At 57.1% G+C, this 22,619-nt stretch carries 16 protein-coding genes and 1 pseudogene; 14 read left to right on the top strand and 3 right to left on the bottom strand.

The features are described from left to right. Position 1: 1 nt before the first annotated feature. Together edd and eda are read left to right on the top strand one after the other, a co-directional pair. The gene (gene edd, locus NNA36_RS15215; RefSeq protein WP_255108559.1) at positions 2–1,813 is read left to right on the top strand and encodes a phosphogluconate dehydratase; all 1,812 of its coding nucleotides are present in this window, start codon (positions 2–4) and stop codon (positions 1,811–1,813) included. 3 nt (positions 1,814–1,816) lie between these two features. After that, on the top strand, positions 1,817–2,470 hold the full coding sequence (gene eda, locus NNA36_RS15210) for a bifunctional 4-hydroxy-2-oxoglutarate aldolase/2-dehydro-3-deoxy-phosphogluconate aldolase (RefSeq protein ID WP_255108558.1): 654 nt from the start codon (positions 1,817–1,819) through the stop codon (positions 2,468–2,470). 177 nt (positions 2,471–2,647) lie between these two features. Here the strand turns inward: eda and NNA36_RS15205 are convergent, their stop codons facing one another. Beyond that, positions 2,648–5,467 carry a hypothetical protein gene (locus NNA36_RS15205; protein ID WP_255108557.1) on the bottom strand — a complete coding sequence of 940 codons (2,820 nt, stop codon included), beginning with the start codon at positions 5,465–5,467 and terminating at the stop codon, positions 2,648–2,650. 612 nt (positions 5,468–6,079) lie between these two features. Beyond that, positions 6,080–8,146: a CocE/NonD family hydrolase gene (locus NNA36_RS15200; RefSeq protein WP_255108553.1), complete on the bottom strand. Its 2,067-nt coding sequence runs from the start codon at positions 8,144–8,146 to the stop codon at positions 6,080–6,082. 77 nt (positions 8,147–8,223) lie between these two features. Between NNA36_RS15200 and NNA36_RS15195 the strand changes: the two genes are divergently transcribed. From NNA36_RS15195 to NNA36_RS15145, 11 genes are read left to right on the top strand one after another with little or no spacing between them, the layout of a single operon-like run. Next, the gene (locus NNA36_RS15195) at positions 8,224–8,913 is read left to right on the top strand and encodes a helix-turn-helix domain-containing protein (protein WP_255108551.1); all 690 of its coding nucleotides are present in this window, start codon (positions 8,224–8,226) and stop codon (positions 8,911–8,913) included. Positions 8,914–8,952: 39 nt separating this feature from the next. After that, complete coding sequence (locus NNA36_RS15190) at positions 8,953–10,509, top strand: ABC transporter substrate-binding protein (RefSeq protein WP_255108549.1); 1,557 nt, start codon at positions 8,953–8,955, stop codon at positions 10,507–10,509. A 46-nt stretch (positions 10,510–10,555) separates the two neighbouring features. Then, a complete protein-coding gene (locus NNA36_RS15185) occupies positions 10,556–11,500 on the top strand; it encodes an ABC transporter permease (protein WP_255108547.1) in 945 nt (314 codons plus the stop codon). Next, a complete protein-coding gene (locus tag NNA36_RS15180) occupies positions 11,481–12,353 on the top strand; it encodes an ABC transporter permease (protein WP_255108545.1) in 873 nt (290 codons plus the stop codon). The genes NNA36_RS15185 and NNA36_RS15180 overlap by 20 nt, the downstream gene beginning before the upstream one ends. After that, positions 12,350–13,312: an ABC transporter ATP-binding protein gene (locus NNA36_RS15175; protein ID WP_255108543.1), complete on the top strand. Its 963-nt coding sequence runs from the start codon at positions 12,350–12,352 to the stop codon at positions 13,310–13,312. The genes NNA36_RS15180 and NNA36_RS15175 overlap by 4 nt, the downstream gene beginning before the upstream one ends. Then, a complete protein-coding gene (locus tag NNA36_RS15170; RefSeq protein ID WP_255108541.1) occupies positions 13,312–14,295 on the top strand; it encodes an ABC transporter ATP-binding protein in 984 nt (327 codons plus the stop codon). Before NNA36_RS15175 ends, NNA36_RS15170 begins: the two co-directional genes overlap by 1 nt. Beyond that, the gene (locus tag NNA36_RS15165) at positions 14,292–16,298 is read left to right on the top strand and encodes a CocE/NonD family hydrolase (RefSeq protein WP_255108539.1); all 2,007 of its coding nucleotides are present in this window, start codon (positions 14,292–14,294) and stop codon (positions 16,296–16,298) included. Before NNA36_RS15170 ends, NNA36_RS15165 begins: the two co-directional genes overlap by 4 nt. A 4-nt stretch (positions 16,299–16,302) precedes the next feature. Next, positions 16,303–18,321 (top strand): CocE/NonD family hydrolase, encoded by a 2,019-nt coding sequence (locus tag NNA36_RS15160; RefSeq protein ID WP_255108538.1) that lies wholly within the window; start codon positions 16,303–16,305, stop codon positions 18,319–18,321. 12 nt (positions 18,322–18,333) lie between these two features. Then, entirely contained in the window at positions 18,334–19,185 is an 852-nt protein-coding gene (locus NNA36_RS15155; RefSeq protein ID WP_255108536.1) for an alpha/beta fold hydrolase, read from the top strand. Then, a complete protein-coding gene (locus NNA36_RS15150; RefSeq protein ID WP_255108534.1) occupies positions 19,182–20,678 on the top strand; it encodes a M81 family metallopeptidase in 1,497 nt (498 codons plus the stop codon). The genes NNA36_RS15155 and NNA36_RS15150 overlap by 4 nt, the downstream gene beginning before the upstream one ends. Before the next feature lie 42 nt (positions 20,679–20,720). Continuing rightward, the gene (locus NNA36_RS15145; protein WP_255108532.1) at positions 20,721–20,954 is read left to right on the top strand and encodes a transposase; all 234 of its coding nucleotides are present in this window, start codon (positions 20,721–20,723) and stop codon (positions 20,952–20,954) included. Positions 20,955–21,184: 230 nt separating this feature from the next. On the opposite strand, the gene NNA36_RS15140 is transcribed toward NNA36_RS15145, so the two are convergent. Continuing rightward, positions 21,185–22,087, bottom strand: coding sequence for a LysR substrate-binding domain-containing protein (locus NNA36_RS15140; protein WP_255108530.1), 903 nt, complete (start codon positions 22,085–22,087; stop codon positions 21,185–21,187). Between the two features lie 46 nt (positions 22,088–22,133). Here NNA36_RS15140 and NNA36_RS19995 point away from each other — a divergent pair. Next, positions 22,134–22,547, top strand: a pseudogene (locus tag NNA36_RS19995) (aromatic ring-hydroxylating dioxygenase subunit alpha); the annotation flags it as partial. Between the last annotated feature and the right edge of the window lie 72 nt (positions 22,548–22,619).

Here is a 22,619-nt window from a genome sequence, read left to right as displayed (position 1 = left end):
CATGAGCCAACTTAACGATACTCTCCGTCGGGTGACCGACCGCATTATCGCGCGCAGTGAAACAACGCGATCTGCCTATCTTGAACGGGTTGGGGCTGCGGCATCCAAAGGGCCTGCACGCGCCCATCTGTCATGCAGCGGCCAGGCCCATGCCTATGCCGCATGTGGCGAGGACAAAGCCCAACTGGTTGACGGGGTGGCCGGCAATCTTGGCATCGTCACGGCCTACAATGACATGCTGTCGGCGCATCAGCCGTTCGAGAGCTATCCTGCAATGATCAAGCAGGCCGTCCGCGACTTGGGTGGGACCGCGCAGGTCGCTGGCGGGGTTCCGGCCATGTGCGATGGCGTCACTCAGGGGGAAGCTGGTATGGAGCTCAGCTTGTTCTCGCGAGACGTGATCGCGATGGCCGCGTCTGTTGCACTTAGCCACAACACGTTTGATGCGGCTGTCTTCCTTGGAGTCTGCGACAAGATCGTGCCGGGCCTTGTGATCGGTGCTCAGGCCTTTGGCCACCTGCCTGCCGTGTTCCTGCCTGCTGGCCCGATGACAAGCGGGTTGGCCAATGACGAAAAAGCCAAGGTGCGTCAGAAATTTGCCGCTGGCGAAGTTGGTCGGGAAGAGCTTTTGGCCGCAGAGATGGCGGCCTATCATGGGCCGGGCACCTGCACCTTTTATGGCACGGCCAACACAAACCAGATGCTGATGGAGTTCATGGGACTGCATCTTCCGGGCTCGAGCTTTGTGACGCCGGGAACCGCGTTGCGTGAGGCTCTGACGCGAGAAGGGGCCAAACGCGCGCTGTCTCTCAGCGCTCTTGGGGATGATTATACTCCGGTCGCCGAAATCCTCGATGAACGCACGTTTGTGAACGGTATTGTCGGTCTGAATGCCACTGGCGGGTCTACCAACCTGCTGATCCATCTGGTTGCCATGGCCCGGGCTGGTGGCATCCAGCTCGACTGGGAGGATTTCTCGGATCTCTCGGAGGTCACGCCGCTGATGGCTCGGGTTTACCCCAACGGGCTCGCGGATGTGAACCATTTCCACGCTGCGGGGGGACTTGGGTACATGATCGGCCGGTTGCTGGAGGTTGGACTTTTACATCCGGACACCAAGACAGTCGCAGGTCAGGGGCTGGAAAATTATACACGAGAGCCGGTGCTTGTAGATGGCAGGCTTTCCTGGCGTGCGGGGGCCGAGAAGAGCCTGAACGAAGCCATTCTCAAGCCGCCGCACGAGGCTTTTCAGCCCACTGGCGGTCTCAGGCGCCTTACAGGCAACCTTGGGACATCGGTCATGAAGGTCTCGGCGGTCGCCCCCGAGCATCATGTGATCGAGGCTCCGGTGCGTGTCTTTGCTGACCAGAACGAGGTGAAAGAAGCCTTCAGGGCTGGAGAGCTTACAGAGGATGTGATTGTTGTTGTCCGTTTCCAGGGCCCCAAGGCCAACGGCATGCCCGAACTTCACAGCCTGACGCCCATCCTGTCGATCCTTCAGGGGCGCGGGCAAAAGGTGGCTCTTGTGACCGATGGTCGTATGTCCGGAGCCTCTGGAAAGGTACCCGCCGCAATTCATGTCAGCCCCGAGGCCGTGGATGGTGGCCCGATTGCCCGTCTCCGGGACGGGGATCTGCTGCGCGTCGATGCCCTGTCCGGAACGCTTGAGGTCTTGAGCGCCGACGCACTCGAGCGTGCTGCTGCCTCACATGATCTCACGGCAAACCAAACGGGGACGGGGCGCGAATTATTCGCTGCCTTCCGCACCACTGTCGGCGCCGCCACAGAGGGCGCTTCTATTTTCGGAGCCTGACTTATGACACTCTCTCCTAAAGACGCCAGCCGGCTGACCCGCGAAATTTGCGGGCTCGCCCCCATCGTACCTGTGCTCGTCATTGACGATGCCAGAAAAGCTGCGCCTCTCGCAGAAGCCCTGGTGGCGGGTGGGTTGCCCGCCCTTGAAGTTACCCTTCGAACCCCCGCCGCGCTGGACGCGATCCGCGCCATGGCCGAGGTTAGCGGAGGGCACGTCGGCGCAGGCACATTGATCACGCCGGATGACGTTCGCGCCGCCAAGGCGGCCGGGGCCACCTTTGGAGTCTCGCCGGGGGTCACCGGCGAACTTCTTGCGGCCTGCGAGGCTGAAGGCCTGCCACTGCTGCCGGGCGCGGCCACGGCCAGCGAGGCCATGCAGCTTCTGGCGCGGGGGTATGACATGCTCAAGTTCTTCCCTGCCGAAGCCTCGGGCGGCGCGGCCGCGCTCAAGGCGATCGGCGCTCCTCTGCCACAAGTCACCTTTTGCCCAACGGGCGGCATCAGCGCGCAAAACGCCGAAAACTATCTGTCACTCGGCAACGTGCTGTGCGCCGGAGGCAGCTGGGTGGCTCCCAAGCAAATGATTACGGATTCGGATTGGGGCGGCATCGAAGCACTCGCGAGAAATGCAGCAACATTAGGCGATCGGTCTTGAGTGATTTCCAGAGCAAACTTTCGCCGGGCCCAGATGCGATGGCAAAGCACCTTTTCAATTGCCTATAGGGAAACTCGCCTCGAACATGGCCTTTAGAGGACAATGTAAGACGAATTTAGCGGGGCTATGTCCTGCGGAGCGTGGCTCGGCGCCTATGTTTGATCGTTTCAGTAGCGGCTAAAGGATAAGGTCAACCCCTTCCGATATTGAGAAAAGGCCTTCTAAGATGATCTTGGCGTCCTGCTTGCCATCTCCATCGACATCGATGCGAATTTCCGTTGTGTCTTTGAGAGGCCAGATACGATCTTTCTGGACAACCGAAACCTGACCGGTGCCTGAACCACTGAAGCTGTTTGCGCCAATGAATTCGCCCCCATTGGCAAAGTCGACGCGGGTTAGATCAATGACGTCATCTCCGTTTTTGTAGTCGGAAATACGGTCATTGAATATTTGTTTCACAGAGCGGAAGACAAAAAGGTCATCCCCATCCCCACCTTCAAGAAAATCCTTACCCTTGCCACCATCAAGCGTGTCGTCGCCTTTGCCACCATGCAAGCGATCGACGCCCCAGTCTCCAAAGAGAATATCTGCGCCTCGGCCGCCCTTCAATACATCGTTGTTTCCACCTCCAAAGAGGAAGTCCTTACCGCCCCTCCCCTCAAGGGTATTCCACGAATGATCACCCATCATAACGTTGCTTAGGCTGTTGCCGGTGCCGTTTACATGATGTGAGCCATCGTCGGCGGAGATGGTTAGCCGCTCCACATGGTTGGGCAGGGTGAAATGATCGCTGGTCATCACCAGATCAGTGCCTTCTCCGGCGTGTTCAATGATGATGTCGAGAACATCGTCGACCGCGTTTGTCCCATTTACGAAAACAAAATAGATGTCGTCGCCATCTCCTCCTACCAAGGTATCGATACCACGCCCGCCGTCCAGGTAGTCGTTGTCAGAGCCACCAACCAAATGATCTTTGCCCCAGCCCCCGAAGAGGGCGTCTTCGCCTGCGCCGCCAAGGATCACGTCCTTGCCCCCCAAGCCCATCAGTCGGTCATTACCATTTCCGCCCAATACCAGGTCTTTTTCGCTAAGCGTCCAAACAGTTTCCGCGAGTTCACCGAGGAGAAACGTCATGGTATTGACGCCCTTCAGAACTCGCCAAGCGTCAAGTGCAGTTTCCATGGAGAAAAGGTCGCGCACACCCCGGTCCAAATCGAAGCCGTTTTCCAGAAATGGGTCGACTAGAAGATCATGCATGTTCCGTGCTGTGGATAGCGCAGCAATGATTGGATTTGCCTTTCCCGCAGCGAATTCAACGGAGTCCTTCATTAGGCCCAAAGTTGCTTCCCAAGCGCCGGCCAGCACGACGTCATACCTTTCGCCGATTGCGAACCGGAAATCACCTTTGTGTTCGATTGAAAAGGCGATCCGATCAATGGGTGTTCCCGCTGGACCACCAAGGAGACCGGACAGATCCAGATCGACGCTTTGCGTTTGGGCATTCTCGGTTTGAAAGAATTCCGCAATCGCGCGGTAGAGATTCATTGAATGTGCATCGGTACCGTTGAAGAAGCCGTCGACAAGTTCGGTGGCGGCGTTGTTGAACGAGAATTCAGCGCCTTCGATATCGCTTACACCCAACGCAAGACGAATAGCATCGGTACTGTTCCAGAAGTTGGTGATATTGACATGTGTCGGAAGATCCAGGCCACCAAGACTGGTATAGCCCGGTGAAGCAAAAGTAACGCCTTCGATCAAGAATTCGCTGCCATCTGAGGCGGTGTAGGCCGTGTCGTAGAAATGCCGAAAAATGTACTCGTAGGCTGGCATGACCATAGCCCCGCCGAGGCTATGGCCGGTGAGGTAAAGTTTTTTAACCTCCCCAGCACCCGACCCCTGGTTCTCTATGTAGGAAACGGCCGCGTCCAGAAGCGGTTTTAACAAGTCGAAATGGGCTTCGCGATCAAGCCAGTGTGCGTGGTCGAATGACGAGTCGAACCTGTCGTTCGTTCCCCGGAAAGAAATGAATAAGGCATCCTCACTGCGAGCGATCAGCGCGGCGGCGTTCTCATTTGTGAAGAGCCCCTTGGACGCACCCGACCTCAGCCCGTTGTTCCAACCACCTGCGCTCCATGGGGCGAGGTCCGGGAGGTCCGTCTTGGTCAGGAAGGTCAGATTGTCGGCGAGGCTGTCATAGGAGACTTCCGCCGGTGTCAGCATCGACGCGTCTTTTTTGTTGCGCGCGTTTGTCGCCTCTCCTGCCCGATGCGCTGGCTCGTTCGGTGCTTGATGATATGCCGCTTGCGTGAGTTGTGCGAAAAAGCGTAGCTTGCCTTCGGTTGAAAAAATATCTTCCGAGTTTTTCAACGCCAATGCGGAAAGCTGTTCCCAAGTCAGAATTGTGTCAGTGAATTCGAAAGATTCGATATTATCCCCAACAAAGTCATTTCCTTCAGGTGAGACAACAATCAAACCATCAATGGCTCTGTAGACCAAAATATCTGAGGTCGAGGATGAGAACTTAACGAGATCAGAATTCTTCCCACCCCAAATTATGTCGTCTAGCCCTGAGCCAGTGATCACCATAGGGACGGTGTTAACACCACCGTACCCAACGGTAACTGAGGCGACCGATTTTGAAGCGTCGATGTTCAGCGGTTGACTGTTCCATAGAGCAAGAAGAGAGGCGCCGCCGTCCGTTGACATGCTTGCGAGTGCGCTCACGAAGGCCGGAGCGCTCCAGCTCATATTCTCGTAGGAGCCGACTGTTTGGGAGCCTTGCTCGAAGACAATCGAGGTTATGGTGCCCGCCGTGAAAGTTTGGCCGTTGCTTTGAAAGCCCTCTCCACTGAGTGTGGTAACTGCTCCATTTCCAGAATTCTGAAAAACGATCTGGGTCTGGGATGCGGACATGACCTGTAGTCCTACGGATCCTGGCACGTGGAGAAACGCTGTAAACAGAAAGTTAATGTCGGGACCAAAAATCTTGATGTCCATGGTGCGCACCGAATATTGGATAATGGGGCTTCAATTGTAGGATCTTTCAAGTGTTTGAGCTTTACTGAATTCAGTCAAGCCTCATCTCCGGCGTCATATTTCCCTGTGCAATGTTGAAAGCTGGCTTCACTAACAAAGCTAGGGGGCTTTTACTAAGAGCTTTGTTATTGATTACACCGGTTCGATGCTGATGAGTTGCATGACATTGATTGGCCCACCATTGACATTATCGGCGCTGCGCCTGCTCCGTTTCTGACGTTTATGGCCGGTTTGGCGGACGGGCCGAGCCGGACGAGGCCGTTCATATGACCCAGCACGACTGTTCCCCCGCGGGAAAAGGCGGTGGCTGGTTCCGCAGGTGGCGCCTATGCCAAGATGGTGCTTCCACAGGTTTTCGGTTCCGAAGGTTTCGCTTTGTCCGGCGAGGGCTACCCTTGCTTGATCGACGCGTAATGCGTCCAGATGCGACACGTTCGGAGATGGATGGCACCACCTTTGAACGTGATCATGTCGCAAATCCATTTAACTTTGTGCTGCAAGAAGGTTACTGATATTGCGTCTTTTGCCAAAAACTCAAAATGCTTGCGCCGTGTCCGGGTGGCGCACAATGTGTCAGGACGTGAATTCGGTGGACGTGTCCAGAAGACGTTGGTCATTCCATGTTGCGGAGAGAACGGATTTGACTGAGAAACCATCGGGTTTGCCCGAGGCATGAATGCGACTGGCAACCGTGGCGCTGCCATCCGAACGACGAATGTTGAACCTGACTTGGATGACACAATCCGCCGAGGTGGGATCGTTGGCTACGATCCTGTAGTCGGCGTTGGTTTCATAGGAAAAATCGAGATCAATATTTTCGAATTTCATGGTCAAGTTGGGCTGATGCCAGCCTATATGAACCGTCTCTTCCTGCTGATTTGGTGCTATACGCGTCAATGGGCCGTCTGAAATGAAGGCGCTGCGTTTGACGGCGGGCAGATCTTTGGCTGGGGGAAATGGGGTGGGCGACGCTTTAGCATCTTCAGGCATTGCCGGCAGCGAGAGCGTTGCCTTTGCAGGAAGCAACCGCAGTCGCGGAGCGTGGGTCGTCGGCCAGACAAGTGGCCAATACGAACTTGCCAATGCCAGTCGGAGACGGTTCCCGGCTTGGAAGCGATAGGCAGTTGTCGGGAATTCGATGCGGTAACGGCACGGTTCACCGGGCTTGATAGTTCGTGAACCGTCAAGTGTTTCATCCAGTTCAAGTGCCAGCACAGTGCGGGTTACCAGATTGGAACGTCCATCGGGCGAAACTTCGCACAGTCGGCAGGCCAGTTGGGCGGGAAAACTGTCGATCTCCAGATCTAGCGTAAGTGTCGCGTGACCGAAGAGATCAAGGTCTTGATCAAGCTGTTCGGTGTCGAAACACAATGCGCGTTCGTCGTCGGGTGTCTGATCCAGCGGCAATCCACCCGTGCGACCAAAGTATCCGGTGTCGCCAGCACATTCTCCGTGACGCAGATCAAAGGGGATGGCCATGGATTTGGCTTCGACGGTTGGAGAGGGCGACAGCATGCTTTCTCCAAGACACAACTGGGTGTCTTTGGACCCGGTCGCGGTTGATGACATGACCCATGTTCCATTGCGCATCGTCAGGCGATCTTGGGGCACGTCAAACTCGCGTCGCCACACTTGCAGAGATGGCCATGTGGACTCGGCCGGGGCATCTGATTTCAGCCAATGATCCCACCACTTAAGCGCCACGTCTTGGAAGCTTATGCCGGGGCCGGGCTCTCCGTGATCGGGATAGTGGTGCCCCCATGGTCCGACGATTCCCTTGCACAGATCGGGCCGTGACTGGACCAGGCGCATGACCGAGTTCGAATAACGGTCCGCCCAGCCCCCGATGGTCAGCACTGGACACGTCAGGCGATCAGCCTGGAATCTTACGGAGCCATGACGCCAGTAGTCACCGCGTCGATTGTGCTTTGCCCAGTTTTCAAAGGGGAAGGAGATGTCCTTCAAGCGGGCTTGCCACATGGCCATCCATTCATCGCCCACTGTTGCGCTGTCCGGCGGCGAGGCAAGGATAGCCGGCAGAGTTGCCCCCCATTCAAGGCTATCCGTCAATAGGCAGCCGCCCATCCAATGAATGTCGTCTTCGAACCGATCAATTGTGGCGCAGTTTGCCAGCACGGCCTTGAGCGGGCCGGGTGCATTCACGGCGGCTTGTAGGCTGGCAGTTCCCCCCCAGGATGTGCCGAACATTCCAACGCGCCCATTGCACCATGGTTGACTGGCAATCCACTCGATAACGCAGCGCGCATCATCGAGTTCGTTGGCGTCGTACATGTCCGGCATTACGCCTTCGCTGTCACCCGATCCACGCATGTCGACCCGCAGGCTGGCGTAGCCATTCTGGGCAAAGTACGGGTGGTTTCGTTCATCCCGTGCGCGCACCATGTCGCGCTTGCGATAGGGGATATATTCCAGAATCGCGGGCTTTGGTTCGCCTTCGGGAAGCCAGAGCCGCGCAGCAAGACGCGTGCCGTCGGGCATTGGAATCCAGCAATGTTCGATTTCCTGAATCGCAGCGGGGGAGGCGGTTTTCGTCATTTTTTTCCGATGGTTGCGCAGTCTGCGTTTTCGCTTTCCGCAATGGAATGTGTATCTGAGATTATTTTCTAAAAAGAATTTCACAAGAAAATTCTTCTCAAACGAAAATTTTGTGGCAGTATTTCCGGCATGAAAAACACTCTGGTCAAAGAATCACACTGATGGGCGCACCTTCAAAGTTCGATCCCTCGAAGCCGGCCACGACAGACAGTCTGGTGTCTTTCGGCTCGGAAGTACGCCAGTTGCGTAGAGCGCGGCAGATGACCCTCAAGGAGGTCGCCCATGCAAGCGGTGTCTCGCTCAGCCACCTGAGCGCTATCGAGCGTGGCTCATCCAAACCTTCAATCGACGTGGTTGAGCGCATTGCAGAAGCGTTGGGAGTTTCTTCCGACTGGTTTTTTGCGCGGCGGCCCGGAGCAGGTCCGATGGAGCAGGCATATGTTGTTCGCAAGAAGAACCGTCGCAATATGAACGTTCTCTATGGCGAGACGGTCGAGGAAGCGGGTTATTCAGACGCGCTGTTGTCGAGCTCCATTGGTGGCAGCTTTTGCATGGGGATTGCAGACTATGAGCCAAGGTCCTCGAAAATTCCCGATCAGTTTTACAAACACGGCGGCGAACTTCACGGGTATATCCTGCAAGGTGAGCTGGAGCTTCTGATCGGTGAAGAACAGATCACATTGCGGCAAGGAGACAGCTACAGTTTCCCCGCGTCGGTCATTCACGACATGCGAAACATGACGGATTCTATCACCCGTCTAATCTGGGCAAATGGCCCGGTCATCATTCCCAAGGAGGTCATCGCCGATAAGCGAGCTGATGAACCCGGGGACCAAAGGCAACCAAAATAAAAATTAGCCAAAACAAGCTCTAGACAGGGAGACACCCACATGACGAACGACTTCTCACATCTTTCAAGGCGGTCATTCTTGGCCGCGGCAGGGGCCTTTGGGGCTGCATCCATGGCGCTGCCAAGGATGGCTCTGAGTGCAGACGGCAAAATTCTGACGGTGCGGTCTTATTCCGACTTGCAAGTTCTTGACCCCGCTTACCGGTTGTCACTGCCCGAAGATGACATCATCCGCTCGATCTTTGCTCCGCTGGTAATCCCACAGGCGGGCGATACATGGGGTTGGAAAGCCATCGCCGCGGACAGTATCGAACAGCTTGACGATCTGACCGTTGCCTTCAAGCTGAGAGACAACATCGGCTTTACCGATGGCTATGGCCAGATGACCGCCGAGGACGTGAAATTCTCGATCGAACGTATGGCGGATCCTGCCAATGAGAGCCCTTATGCGGGGGACTGGGCAGCCTTGAAAGAGGTTGAAGTCAAGGACAAGCTCTCTGGCCTGATCCACCTCAAGAGCAAGTTCGTGCCGCTTTGGACCACCACGCTGCCGACACCGGCTTCGTGCATTCTGTCCAAGAAGGCGATGGAAGAACTTGGTGACAAGATCACCACCAAGCCGGTCGCACAATCGGGTCAGTACCTGCTGGCCGACTGGCAGCCCAAGCAGAAAACCGTACTCAAGCGCAATCCTGATTGGGCGCATGAACCGGGTGGGTTCGAAGAAATCCACATCATCCCGATCGAAGACCCTGCCACGGCCGAGCGCGGTTTTGAAGCGGGCGATCTGGACTATACTTGGACATCGGTTTCCTCTCTGCCGCGTCTCAAGGAAAACCCACCGGCCAACTCGGTTGTCCTCGAAAAACCGTCGCTTGCCTATGTCTGGCTGGGCATCAACCAGGACAACGAAGCACTGAAAGACGTGCGCATCCGCCGCGCAATCCAGCATGCCATTGATCGGCCGACCGTTGTGGATGCGGCCTATTTCGGAGCCGCAGGTGTCGGCAACGGAATCATTGCGCCGGGCCTGCCTGGGTCGCGTGACGCTGTCACCTACGATTATGACCCGGCCAAAGCGCGTGCTCTTCTGGAAGAGGCGGGCGCCACGGGTCTCAATGTGACACTGGACATCCTGAACCAGACCGAACGTCTGACTGCGGCGCAAGTCATCCAGGCGAACCTGGCTGAAGTGGGTATCAATTGTGAGATCAAGCAGAACGACTCAGGTACGTTCTGGACGCTTGGCTCGAAGGACGGTGACTACTTCATGGACCTGCAACTGGTTCTGAGCCGCTTCTCGATGCAGCCTGACCCGAGTTGGGCGACAGTCTGGTTCACGCCCGAACAGGTTGGTGTCTGGAACTGGGAGCGTTTCGATAACGCCGAGTACAAGGCGCTGCATGACGAAGGCCTGGCCGAAAGCGATGAAGCCAAGCGCGACGAGATCTACAAGAAGATGCAGGGTCTCATGGATGAAAGCGGTTGCTACGTGTTCCTCACTCACGAAGTGGTGGGTGCCATCCACCGCGACACGATCCAGCCGGGTTTGAAGCCGAATGGAGAGTCTCTCTACTCTGAATTCAAGCCTGCGTAAATGAGAGGAGTGGTCCCGGGGTTTTCCCGGGACCGCCTGATATCTGATGTTGAATTACACCCTGAAACGTCTGGGATTGGCTGTGGTCATCGTGTCGGTGGCCATGTTGATGCTGTTCTCGATGATCTACCTCATTCCCGGAGATCCGGCTGCTGTTGCCCTCGGTCCCCGCGCTACGGAAGCCATGCGCGAGGCCTTGCGGGTCAAGATGGGATTGGACCAACCCGTGTGGGTGCAGTTCTGGAATTTCTTCAGCGGAGCCTGGACCGGCGACCTGGGCCGCGAGGTTCTGTCTGACCGGCCCGTCGCGCAGGTTGTGATGGAGCAGCTGCCCTATACGCTCGTCCTGATTGCTGGCGGTATCAGCTGGTCGGTGGCACTGGGTATCCCGCTTGGGGCCTGGGCGGCCGTCAAACGTGGCAGTATGGCCGACCGCATCGTCGGCATCCTGTCTGTTGCCGTGATCGCCGTGCCGTCCTTCGTGATCGCGATCTACGCGCTTTTGATCTTTGCTGTAAGCCTGCGCTGGCTGCCTGCTATCGGGGCAGGGGAGCCGGGTGATTTCAGCGATCAACTGGCGCACCTGATCCTGCCGTCATTGGCCGTTGGATTGGGGTGGGTTGGCTATATCGCACGCATGGTCCGTGCCTCGATGCTCGAGGTACTTGAGGCACAACACATCCGCACAGCGCGCGCCTTTGGGCTGCCCGAACGCATGATCACCTATCGCTATGCCCTGACCATCGCGATTCTGCCTACGGTGACCCTCCTCGGGGTTGGTATCGGACAGATGCTGTCCTCTGCCGTATTCGCCGAGATTGTCTTTGCCCGTCCCGGAGTGGGCAAGCTGGTCTATGACGCCATCCTGACCCGCAACTATCCGCTTGTTACCGGCGCGGTTCTTGTGACGACGGTTCTGTTTGTCCTTTTGAACCTGATCGCCGATCTGATTGTAGGAGCTTTGGATCCCCGTGTTCGCAGTCGCTTCTGATAAACCCAAGCCCGAGTGGCTTTTGGCAGTGCGCCGCATCCTGCGCGAGCCGCTGGGGGTGCTTGGTATCGTGCTTGTCATACTCATGGTGGGCGGTGCGATCTTTGCCGATCTCCTTGCCGCACATGAACCTAACAAGATCTCACCGCGTGATCGCTTTCTTGGGCCTTCGTGGGACCACCTTCTTGGCACAGACCAATTGGGCCGCGACCTGTTTGCGAGGGTGCTTCATGGCGGGCGCATTGCGCTTTCTGTCGCCCTGTTTTCGACAGCGGCGTCGCTGGTCATCGGTATCGTGCTGGGTCTGATTGCGGGGTATGGTCCGCGTTGGCTCGATAACTTGATGCTGTTGCTTTTCGACTCGATCAAGAGCTTTCCGACGGTCATGCTGGCCCTGGCGCTTGTGACACTGTTCGGCCCTTCTCTGACGGCTGTGGTCGTTGTGGTTGTTCTCGTCAACGTGCCGGGGTATGCGCGGATCATTCGTACGCAGACACTGGCACTGAAAGAGTCTGAATTCGTGACCGCCGCCCAAAGTATGGGGGCCAGCACGGCGCGGATTCTGCGGGTGCATGTCATGCCGAATGTCATCGGTCCGCTCTTGATCCTGGCATCAATGGACATTCCTGTGGTGATCGCCATCGAAGCGGGGATGAGTTTCCTAGGGCTGGGTGTACGCCCTCCGACACCAAGCTGGGGCGCTATCCTCAACGATGGCTTTACCGCGATCCGAGATACGCCGTGGATCGCCATTGCAGGTGGCTTGCCCATTATTGTCACCACGCTCGGCTTCACCTTCCTCGGCGAAACCCTGCGCGACGTGTTTGACCCAAGATTGAAGGGGCGGGGATGACTGTATTGTCGATCAATGACCTGAACGTCATGTTTTCAACTGAAAGCGGAGACCTGCACGCCCTGCGCGACGTCAGCTTTGACGTACCCGAGCGGCGTATCGTTGGCATTGTGGGCGAGTCTGGCTGTGGGAAATCCACTCTGATCAACTCGATCCTTGGCCTCTTGGCCGACAACGGACGGATTGAAAAGGGGCGCATCGACTTTGAAGGCCACGACCTGACCAACCTTGATGCCAAAACCATGCGCGATTTGCGCGGCCCGCGTATCTCAACCGTGTTTCAGGACCCGATGGGGGCATTGAACCCGGTGATTTCTGTTGGCCAGCAGATGCGCAACATCCAGTACCGGCTTGGGATCAGTGCCAAGGACAAGGACCAACGCTCTGTCGAGATGCTGAAAATGGTGCGTATCCCCGATGCGGAGCACGCCTTGGATCGTTTCCCGCATGAGTTCTCAGGCGGGATGAAACAGCGGATCGCCATCGCCATGGCACTGATGATGGAGCCTGCACTGTTGATAGCGGACGAGCCGACAACAGCACTGGACGCCACGCTCGAAGTCACCACCATCGAACTTTTGAAAGACCTGCAAGAGGAGATCGGCTGTTCTGTCCTGTTCATCTCGCACCACCTCGGCGTGATCGCCGAACTCTGCGACGACGTGGTGGTGATGTATGCGGGCGAAGTGGTGGAACGCGGCAGTGTCCGTCAGGTGTTCAACAACCCGAGCCACCCCTACACTGCGCGGCTTTTGGAGTGCGATCCTGCGCGCCAGTCGGAACGCACGCGGCTTCTGCCCACGATCCCGGGCGAAATTCCCGACCTGCGACGACGCCCGGCGGGATGCATCTTTGCGAACCGCTGCGACCGCGGTGTTGAGGCTTGCGGTAGCACGCCTCCCGAACGCGAGGTTGCAGAAGGTCATATCGCACGTTGCGTATTGGCGGAGGCAAGCTGATGTCCATTCTCGAAGTCAAAGACCTGGAGGTTTCATTCGCCGTTGGCTCAATGTTGAACCGTGGCGCGCTCCTGGGGGTGGCCGGTGTCAGTTTTGATGTCAAAGCTGGTGAGACCTTTGCCTTGGTTGGCGAAAGTGGCAGCGGTAAGACCACACTGGCCCGCGCGGTCAATGGCCTGCAGCAGATTTCGGCCGGGTCCGTCACCTTCGATGGTCAACGTATCGACGGGCTGGGCGTGCGGGAAATGAAACCTCTGCGCCGCACCATGTCGATGATGTTCCAAGACCCGATCGGCTCATTATCGCCACGCATGAAAGTCGGTGACCTCGTGACCGAGGCGTATCGTATTCATGGCGTCAAGGCAGACATGAAGGCCGAGACCGAGCGTCTGTTGTCCCTCGTTGGGCTGAACATGGATTTCGCTGACCGCTTCCCGCACCAACTTTCGGGCGGTCAGGCCCGCCGCGTCGGAGTGGCACGGGCGATCGCGCTGGATCCGAAGTTGGTGATTGCTGATGAACCGACAGCCGGTCTGGACGTGTCAGTGCAGGGTGAAGTGCTGAACCTTCTGAATGACCTGCGCGAACGGCTTGGGCTGGCGATGATCATCATCACTCACAATCTGCATGTGGTGCACCACGTGGCCGATCGGATGGCGGTCATGTATCTAGGCCGCTTTATCGAAAGTGGCCCGACCGAGGAAGTGTTTGCCGCTCCGGCGCACCCCTACTCCGCGGCCCTGCTTTCGGCCAACCCCGAACCCGATCCGGACAAGGCCAAGAACCGGATCGCGCTGCCTGCCGAGGTGCCTTCGCTTCTGTCTCGCCCCTCGGGATGCGAATTCCATACCCGTTGTCCCTGGGCGCAAGAGATGTGCAGCCGCAAAGCCCCCGAGGCCGTCAATGTGGGTGACCGCCGCGTCGCCTGCCACTTTCCACTGGAGCAAGGGGCAAGCCCCCCCGTCAAAGCGGAGGTTTCATGACCGAGGTGATCGAGACCGTCTGGATCCCCATGCCGGACGGAACGCAATTGGCAGCCCGGGTCTGGCTGCCGGACGTTGCGAGAAACACGCCTGTACCGTGCATCCTCGAATACATTCCCTATCGCCGCCGCGACCGCACTCGCATGCGCGACGAGGCCGCGCATCCCTTCTTTGCCAAGGCAGGCTATGCCGCGATCCGGGTTGACCAGCGAGGATCGGGTGACAGCGAAGGGGTCATGCTGGACGAATATACCGACATCGAAACGCAAGATGGGGTCGATGTGATCGCGTGGATCGCGGCTCAGGATTGGTGTGACGGAAATGTCGGCATGTTCGGCAAGTCCTGGGGGGCCTACAACTCGTTTCAAATCGCGGCCAAGCGTCCCCCAGCGCTCAAGGCCATCGCGCCGGTGATGGGCACCGATGACCGTTGGCTGGAAGATATTCATTTCTATGGCGGTGTCCTTGCCAGCGACAATTTCTGGTGGGGCTCGATAATGCAGCTCTATAATGCCATGCCACCCGACCCGGAAATCGTGGGCGAAGAGCGCTGGCGTGAGATGTGGAAAGAGCGGCTTGAAGCCATGTCCTTTTGGCCCGCGCAGTGGCTCGAACACCAGACCCACGATAAGATGTGGTGCCGTGGCTCGATCTCGGAAAACTACGATGATGTGGAGATCCCGGTCTACTTCTTCGGCGGATGGGCCGATCTGTTTCGCGATACGCCCTTCCGCATCGCCGAGAAATTGAAGGGGCCGCTCAAGGTGTTGATGGGGCCTTGGGCGCATCTCTACCCGCATGAAGGCATCCCCGGACCTAGGGTGGATTTCCTTGATGAACTGATCCGCTTTTGGGATCACACGCTTAAGGGTGTGGACACAGGCCTAATGGACGAACCTTCCCTGCGTTTTTACCTACAAGACTCCATCGCGCCTGCCGGTTTTCATGCATCGCGCCCGGGGCGTTGGGTGGAAGAGGTAGAATGGCCAAGCCCTAATGTGAAACCGAAAAAGCTGTGGCTCAACGCCGGTACTCTTTCCGAGAAACCCGCAGATGGTGAAGCGATGTCTATCTGCTCTCCGCAGACCTTTGGCTCGGCTGGTGGCGACATGTGTTCCTTTGCGATCCCCGGGGACATGCCGATGGATTGCCGCATAGATGCGGCAGGCGCACTGCTTTTCCGCACCGAACCGGTGACCGACGCGCTCGACATTCTTGGGCAACCGGCGCTGACTCTGAAAATTAGCGCAGATCAATCACAGGCCTTTGTTGCGACGTTGTTGATCGACGAAGCCCCAGACGGTGCCCAGACGCTGATTTCCCGCGGCTATGCCAACCTGATGCACCGCGAGTCCGATGTGGCGCCAACCCGAGTGACACCCGGAGAGGTGATGGACATCACCGTACCGTTACATGGCATCGGTTACAGCCTCGCCCCCGGACACCGGCTCATGGTGCAAATCGCCTCGGCCTATTGGCCAGTCCTCTGGCCGTCTCCGAAACCGGTCACGCTGACCCTTCGACCAGGCACATCCGCGCTGGAATTGCCCGTGCGCAATTCTGTAGACGATCAGTCCCGTGAAATGCCCGAGCCTGAACGGCGTGTCGGAAAACGCCGGGTGACCAAATTGCGCGAGGGTTCGATGGAGCGCTCGCTGCATACCGACCTGATGACGGGTGAGGTCTCGGCAAGGTTTTTCCTTGATGGCGGTGTGTTCGGGCCTGTTGGCAGAATGAGACTGGACGACATCGGCACGGAGCTTGGCGATATTTCCGATCGCATCTATCGCATCCATCCAGACGACCCTTTGTCCTGTCTTGCGAGCATGGATCAAGAAAGCTTGTTCGAACGTGGTGATTGGAGCGTAACCATCAAGACCACTGCCGAGATGACGGCGACTGAAACGGAATTTCACCTGAAGGCCACTGTGACTTGCTGGGACGGGGACGAGGAATTCCACCACGTAGACTGGGTCCATGCGATCCCTCGAAACGGTATGTGACCTCATGAACGACATAAATATCAAAACCGAGTTTCCCCGCATTGTGCGCGAGATTGAAAACACTTGGATTCCGATGCCGGATGGAACCAAGCTGGCGGCCCGCATTTGGTTACCAGAAGATGCCGAGGATGATCCGGTGCCGGCGATCCTTGAATATCTGCCTTATCGCAAGAGAGATGGAACCGTGGAACGGGATGCGCTTACGCATCCTTACTTTGCCGGACATGGGTACGCAGGGGTGCGGGTCGATATGCGCGGCACTGGCGATAGCGAAGGCGTCTGCCTTGGAGAATACCTGCTGCAAGAGCAGGATGATGCCTTGGCCATTATCGAGTGGCTGGCTAGCCAACCCTGGTGTTCCGGCAAGGTCGGCATGATCGGCATCAGCTGGGGCGGCTTCAATGGTTTGCAAGTTGCAGCCCGCCGTCCCGCCGCCCTTGGTGCGGTGATTTCCCTGTGTTCAACGGATGACCGCTACACGGACGACATCCATTTCATGGGTGGCGCGTTGCTGTGTGACAAGCTGAATTGGGGCGCCACGGCTTTTGCCATCGCCAATACACCTCCCGATCCGGAAATCGTTGGTGCAGATCGCTGGCGAGACATGTGGAAGGAGCGTCTCGAAAACAACGGGTTGTGGATGCTTGATTGGTTTCGCCACCAGCGTCGCGACGACCTCTATAGTCACGGCTCCGTGTGTGAGAACTACGGTGACATCGAAGTGCCGGTCTACATGGTAGGTGGCTGGGCTGACGGTTATACCAACGCGGTTTTCCGCACCCTCGAACACCTGCCAGGAGTCAAGAAAGGGCTGGTCGGCCCGTGGGCCCACAAGTATCCGCATTTTGCCAAACCGGGTCCGCGTATCGGTTTCTTGCAAGAATGTCTGCGCTGGTGGGATCAGCACCTGAAAGGTGCCGACACAGGCATCATGGACGAACCCGAGTTGCGCGCCTGGATACAGGAACCCGCTAATCCTGCGCCCCATTTCGAGGAACGCCCGGGCCGTTGGGTCGCCGAACCGGGCTGGGAGGGCGCAGGTCTCAGGACGCATTCGCTATATCCCGGCGGGCGGCTCCTTTCCGATACGCCAACCGGAACAACACTGACCCTCAACTCGCCTCAGACAGCCGGAGCCACGTCCGGCACTTGGTGCCTTTACGGCGTGGATCCGGATGGCCCGCTTGACCAGAATGGCGAGGCCGGGCTGATGACAAGTTTCGAAACGGCCCCATTCGAAGAGGATATTGACCTTCTCGGGTTCCCGATGTTCCATGCGGATTTCTCCAGCGACGCGCCCCAGGCAAACATCGCTGTTACCTTGTCCGCGGTTAACGAAAACGGTAGCGCCACGCTGATCAGTTTCGGCGTGCTGAACCTGACCCACCGCAATAGTCATGCGCATCCGGAACCGATGCCACGGGGGCAATCCGTTCCGGCCACTGTGCAACTCAATGTATGCGGTCAACGTATTGCCAAGGGGCAGCGCCTGCGGCTTTCGCTTGCAACGGCCTATTGGCCGGTTATCTGGCCTTCGCAGACAGACGGCACACTGACTCTCAACAACGCCCGCATTGATCTACCGATCCGTGATGCCCGAGAGATCGATGCGTCGCTCACCCCTTTCCTGCCGCCGGAAAGTGCGGCTCCCATGCAGACAGAGGTGATTTCCAAAGGCGAGTATCAACGGCTCCGGACGATTGATTGTATCACCGGTGTCGAAACATTCGAGCGTATCGCGAACACTGGCGCCGAGACCCATGTTCATACAGGCATCACGGTGCATTACACCAATCGTGAGACCTACCAAATCCATCCACGTGATCCCAACTCTGCTGCGGGCATCCAGAAATGGACCAAATCCTACGCCCGAGGTGATTGGCAGGCGGAGGTTCAGACACAAGTCGCGGTGCAGGCCCTGGCCGATGTCTGGCGTGTCGAAGCTAGCCTGAAAGCTTTCGACAAGGATGGAATTGTAGCGGAACGCAAATGGCGCGAGGATGTCCCGCGCGATCTCGTGTAACTGGAGAAAATCATGAGTGCATTTCCCGAATTCGGCCCCGGAGCTGAAACCCATACGCTGACCGTTGACGGTGTCACGATGCGTGTTGTGACCGAAGGTGAAGGCCCGGATATCGTCTTTATCCCCGGCGGAGATCAAACTGCCGAAGGGTATTCTCAACAGTTCGCCCGGTTGACCGAACGGTTCCGCTGTATCTCCTATGATCCGCGCGGCGCAGGCGAGACGACCTCGCCTTCGGCACCCTGGACCATGGCGGATTTCGCCCGAGATTGTGCCGCAGTTATTGATGCCTTTTGCGGCGGGAAAGCAGTTGTCTGTGGCCTGTCACTTGGAGGTCTGGTCACCCAGCAGGTCGCGATTGATTTTCCGGACAAAGTTCAACTTGCCATTCCCATGGGCACGGCCGCCTATATCGACGGTTTCACTCGTGACTGGATGCAGGCTGAGATCGATCTGCGCCGCGATGGCATTGTGCTGCCAGACTACTTTCTGGCCTCGCACTATGCGGCTTTTGCCTTTCCCGCTAAGGCGCTGCATGATCCAAAACTCTGGGCAGAGGTTAAGCCTGCCTATACCACGCGTTTTGCCAACCGTGATCCGAAGGACCTGATTGACCAATGGCAGGCCTGCCTGGACTTCGATTGTCGGGAAGGGCTCAGGACCTGTCCGGTTCCGATGCATGTCATCAGCTTTTCCGAAGACGTCCAAACTGCGCCTTCAATGTGCAAGGTTGTCTCAGATATCGCCCCCAATGGTGTGTTCCATGAGATCCCTGGTCTCGGCCACGTTTCCATGGCCCGACATCAACCCGGTGTGGTCGCGGACAAATTGCGAGAAATCCTGGAAGACGTTCTGGGAAAATGACGAGACGCCGGATTGCTTTTGCTGGGTTTCAACATGAAACCAACACCTTTGCACCGTCTCATGCCGGTCTTGCAGAGTTTGAAGTGGCCGACAGCTGGCCCGGCCTTTTGCAGGGGCAAAAAGTGGTGGACGGTTCGCGCGGTATGAACCTGCCTATTGCGGGTGCGGTTCGTGCGGCGGAAGAGGCAGGCAACGTCGAGGTCATTCCAATCCTGTGGTGTGCCGCAGAGCCCAGTGGCCCGGTGACGGATGAAGCCTTCGACCAGATCTCGGGAACGATCCTGGCCGGACTCAAGGCGGCCGGTCCATTGGACGCTGTCTATCTGGATTTGCACGGCGCGATGGTGACGGATAGCTACGACGATGGTGAGGCCGAGTTGTTGTCTCGGATCCGCAAGATGACGGGTCCGGATATGGTCATTGGTGTCAGTCTCGACTTTCATGCAAACCTGTCTCACCAACTTGTCGACCTCGCCACGGTGATTACGATCAACCGCACCAATCCCCATCTGGATATGGGCGAAACCGGTGCCCGATGTCTTGTCGAGGTCTTGCGCACGTTGGATGGTTGCTCGCGCACGGTCGCGTTTCAACAAGCGCCGTTCCTGGTACCCCTTCATGCGTTAAACACTGGGGCCGAACCCTGTAAGTCGCTCTATCAAGCGGTTGCAGACATACCCGCATCCAGCACCGAGTACATTGAACTCGCCATGGGTTTTACCGCCGCGGATGTCCCCGATTGTGGCCCCTCTGTCGTCGCCTATGCAGAGACCCGCAACCGTGCCGAGGAAATGCTTCAAGCGCTTTTTCAGCAGCTCATTGAAAGCGAAGCCGCCTTTGATACCTCGCTATTGTCTGCAGACGAAGCAGTGCGCAGTGCGATGTCGATGACTGGCTCAGGACCGGTGGTTCTTGCAGATGTACAAGACAACCCCGGGGCAGGGGCGAGTTCTGATACAACAGGACTTTTGCGTGCCTTGGCAGGTGCAGGCGCTCACAAGGCCATTCTCGGGATAATGTGTGATGCCGAGATTTGTGCCAAGGCCCATGAGTTTGGTGTCGGAGGGGATTTTCATGGTGGTTTGGGAGGGCGCTCGGGGATTGTAGGGGACCAGCCCTTCAAAGGCCATTTCAAAGTCCGTGCGCTCAGCGATGGGCGTATTCCTTATACCGGCGAAATGTACGCTGGCAGTATTGCGGAAATCGGACCGAGTTGTCTTTTGGCAATTGAAAATGAAGGCCGCGAAATTCTTGTAGTGGTTAGCTCGGAACGCACCCAATGCCTCGATCGCGCCCTTTTCACCCATTTTGGAGTGGACCCCTATGAATGTGAAATTGTCTGTGTAAAGAGCATCATTCATTTCCGAGCTGATTTTGAACCAGGAAGCCTAGCAGTATTGAATGTTTCCGCGCCTGGGCTGTTTCCTTGCGAACTGAAGGGTCAGAACTACCAAAAACTGCGACGGGGTTTGCGGATCTTGCCGATATCGTGAGTCTCAATGACACTGCAAAAGGGACTTTAGATGAGGTGGGCCGTGGATCACGAAGTGGAAGTGCTTGAAGGTTTCGTTACAAAGTCGAGGGATAAGAAAACGGCGCTGAAGTTCCCAAAGAAAGCGATGCGCAGGCATGTCCGGCCCGGAGTGACCGTGACCGATAGGCTTCGTTCCTATGGTGCTGCGATGCAGGAGATTAGCCATGCTGATAAACAGGATACGGGTCGTTGGCAGAACAATCGCGCTGAGAACTCAAATTTGCCCTTTCGATGAAGAAAGTGGGCCATTCGACGCTTTAGGTACATGCGAAACTTGTAGAAATTTGCCCCGCTTTTTCCTTGGTCTAAAACCTCTTTATTTCGGAACTACATTATATCTCGAGACCAAATTTCAAATAGAACCGGGCCGTAGCACTCTCCGAGAGGCGCGGTGGTTGCGCCCACTAAGGATATTGCGCCGCCCTAGCTGAGACGAGTTTGAAGTGGTCTTGCAACACCACCTCGCTAAACGTTCAAGCCTGCTTCGGCGACGACCCAGTCGCGGAAGGCCTTTAGTTGTGCTTGTTTTAGTGCTTCCGGGGGGTAGACGAGGTGATACGATCGCGAGGGGTGGAAGGCTTGATCGAAGGGGCGGACGAGCTGGCCGGATTGCAACTCACTTCGGATAAGGGGGAGCAGGCCAAGCGAAACGCCCTGACCAGACAATACTGCCCTCAGGAGAACACTGGAATCGTCGATCACCACACCCGGCAGGCGGTCGCCTGTATCGACACCCATGGCGGCAAACCATTCCATCCAGTCGAACTGGTCCTTCCAATGCAGGAGCGGCAAAGCCAGCAGATCCTTGGGGTGGAGGGGAGGTGCGTTGGTGTCACCGGGCAGCATGGAAGGGGCGATGACAGGCGAAGTCTCGAATTGCAGAAGGGGCTCGGACACCAATCCCGGCCAGCGCCCGTCGCCCCAGGCCAGCATCATGTCCGTCTGCCCGTCCGAAAACTCAACGCCGCCCGGTGAATATTGCAGGTGAAGGCCGGTTTCGGGAAAACGCTGCCAGAAGCTGAACAGCCTCTTGGAGAGCCATTGCGATCCGATCAGTGCGCCTACGCCGACGGTGATCGAGGTTCGGGTTGCGGTCTGGCGCGTGTCCTGAACCGCCTTGTCGAGGTGGGCAAAGATGTCATCGCAGGCCTTGGCGAACTGGCGTCCGGCCTCGGTCAGGCTGACCGACTGCGCCTTGCGATCAAAGAGGGCACAACCCAGAAACAGTTCCAGCGTTTTGATCTGGGAACTGATGGCGGTCGGGGTCACGCCCAATTCGTTCGCAGCGCGTTTGAAATTCTGGAACCGGGCCGCCGTCACAAAGGTTCGCACGGCCCCCAAAGGTATCTGATCGGTGCGATCCGGCATGATTAGGGTAATTTCAAGTTATCCTAGGATTAGTGACTTTTAATCTATGCAAAGCAGTATCCGCAAGGCAGGTTTTCGATTTAAAGGATCATGCAATGCGCCGAGGCTCGACCGACCCGGCGGAAGCGGAGGTAGGATGTCGCGAAACACCCCATTGGCAGCGCGTTACTATACACAGCCCGACTTCTTCGAAGTCGATAAGACAAAGGTATTTTTTCGCACGTGGCAGTGCGTTTGTCATGTGTCGGAAATCGCAGAACCCGGAGACTTTAAGACATTCACGATTGTGGACGAGGACATCTTTGTCATTCGCACGCCAGAAGACGAAATCAAGGCTTATTACAACATCTGCCGCCACCGTGGTCATCCGTTGGTCGAGGGCGCTGGCAAGGGTAAGCGAGTGTTGGTCTGTCCATATCATGCCTGGACTTACGAAGTGAACGGAAGATTGCGCCGTGCGCCAGGGTCCGTGGAAAGCGACGGCCTGACGTGTGATCAGATCAACTTGCGGACTATCAGGGTCGAGGAATTC

This window comes from Shimia sp. CNT1-13L.2 (assembly GCF_024331145.1).
GTDB lineage: Bacteria > Pseudomonadota > Alphaproteobacteria > Rhodobacterales > Rhodobacteraceae > Shimia.
This window is presented reverse-complemented; position numbering and strand designations above follow the sequence as displayed.